We start from the raw sequence: 1,475 nt of genomic DNA, 5'->3' as shown, positions 1-1,475 counted from the left end.
GCCCTACCTTTCTGAGTAGGCACTCCCGTTACGCCAGGGGCTGAGCGCGCTGCTGAGCCTGGAGAGGCAAGATCGGGATGTGCGGGTGAGGCAGGGATGGCTTTCATGCCGGCTGCCGTCGATGGCTCAGGTGGCTGTGCCCCCTGCCTCACCGCTTCTCCTTGACCGCTGATTGGGCACTGCGATCGATCGCTATGTAGGGCAAGGCCGGCGGGGAGTTGCAGCACGCGAAGGTAGCTGAAGGGGGAACGATGGCTGTTGCCGTGGGAATCGATGTCGCCAAGGAGTTCCACTGGGCGGAGATCAAGATCGCTGGGACCGGTCAGGTGCTGGTCAGTCGCCGGGTGGACAACACCCCGGCCGGCATCGCCGCCCTGATCGAGCAGATCGAGGCGGCCCAGGCCGAGCACGGCGGCGCCCGGGTGGGCATCGACTTGCTGGGCGGGATCGCCGGGCTGCTGGAGGCGATGCTGGTCGCCGCCGAGCTGACCGTCGTGCATGTGCCGGGGCTGGCGGTGGCCCGAGCCCGGCGCGCGACGACCGGCGGGGAGCGCAAGAGCGATCCCAAGGACGCGAAGGTGATCGCGGACCAGGTGCGGATGCGTGATGACCTGCGGCCGGTGACCGCGATGCGCGCTGAGGACACCGCGTTGCGGCTGCTGGCAGGGCGCCGTAGTGACCTGGTACGCGATCAGACCCGCCGCATCGGCCGCCTGCGTGACCTGCTGACCTCGATCCATCCCGGCCTGGAACGCCGTGTGGATGCCACCGGCAAGCTGGGATTGTGGCTGCTGGCCCGCTATGTCACCGCCACCGAGATCCGCACCGCCGGACGAGCCGGGCTGATCGCCTATCTGCGTGGTGCGGGCCGGGTGAAGACCACCACGATCCAGGCGCTGGCCGAGGCGGCCCTGGCTGCCGCGCACGCCCAGCAGGTCCAGTTGCCCGGCGAGCAGGTCGCCGCTGACATCGTGCGCGAGCTGGCCGACGAAGCGCTGAGCACCCGCGAGCGGATCAAAGCCACCGACAACCGCCTGGCCGAGGTGCTCGATAGCCACCCTGACGCGGCCCTCATCCGCAGCATGCCGGGGATGGGGGCCACCTTGACCGCGGAGTTGCTGGGCACCACCGGCGGCATCGCACGCTTTCCCAGCGCTGACCAGCTCGCCTCGGCCGCGGGCCTGGCCCCGGTCCTCCAACAGTCCGGCAAGGTCCGCTACCTGCAACGCGCCACCGCGGGCGACAAGGCCCTCAAACGCGTCTTCTACCAGTCGGCCTTCGTCGCCATCTCCTGCGACCCGGCCAGCCGCGCTTTCTACGAGCGCAAACGCGCCGAGGGCAAGCGGCACCACCAGGCACTCATCGCCCTGGCCCGCCGCCGCATCAACGTCCTGCACGCCATCTTGCGCACCCGCAAGCCCTACGACCCCGGCCACCAGATCCGCACCGCAGCTTGACAGAAGCATTAGGCAGCC

The 1,475-nt window shown here is 69.6% G+C and carries 1 protein-coding gene; it reads left to right on the top strand.

What is annotated here, in order from left to right; all coding sequences use genetic code 11:
• Positions 1–251: 251 nt before the first annotated feature.
• On the top strand, positions 252–1,457 hold the full coding sequence (locus tag ACFWYW_RS59345; protein ID WP_379628339.1) for an IS110 family transposase: 1,206 nt from the start codon (positions 252–254) through the stop codon (positions 1,455–1,457).
• Positions 1,458–1,475: the final 18 nt, after the last annotated feature.

Origin of the sequence: Nonomuraea sp. NPDC059023, assembly GCF_042740095.1 — a bacterium.
Classification (GTDB): domain Bacteria; phylum Actinomycetota; class Actinomycetes; order Streptosporangiales; family Streptosporangiaceae; genus Nonomuraea.
Note: the sequence above shows the minus strand (reverse complement) of the source record. Positions and strands in the feature narration are given on the sequence as shown.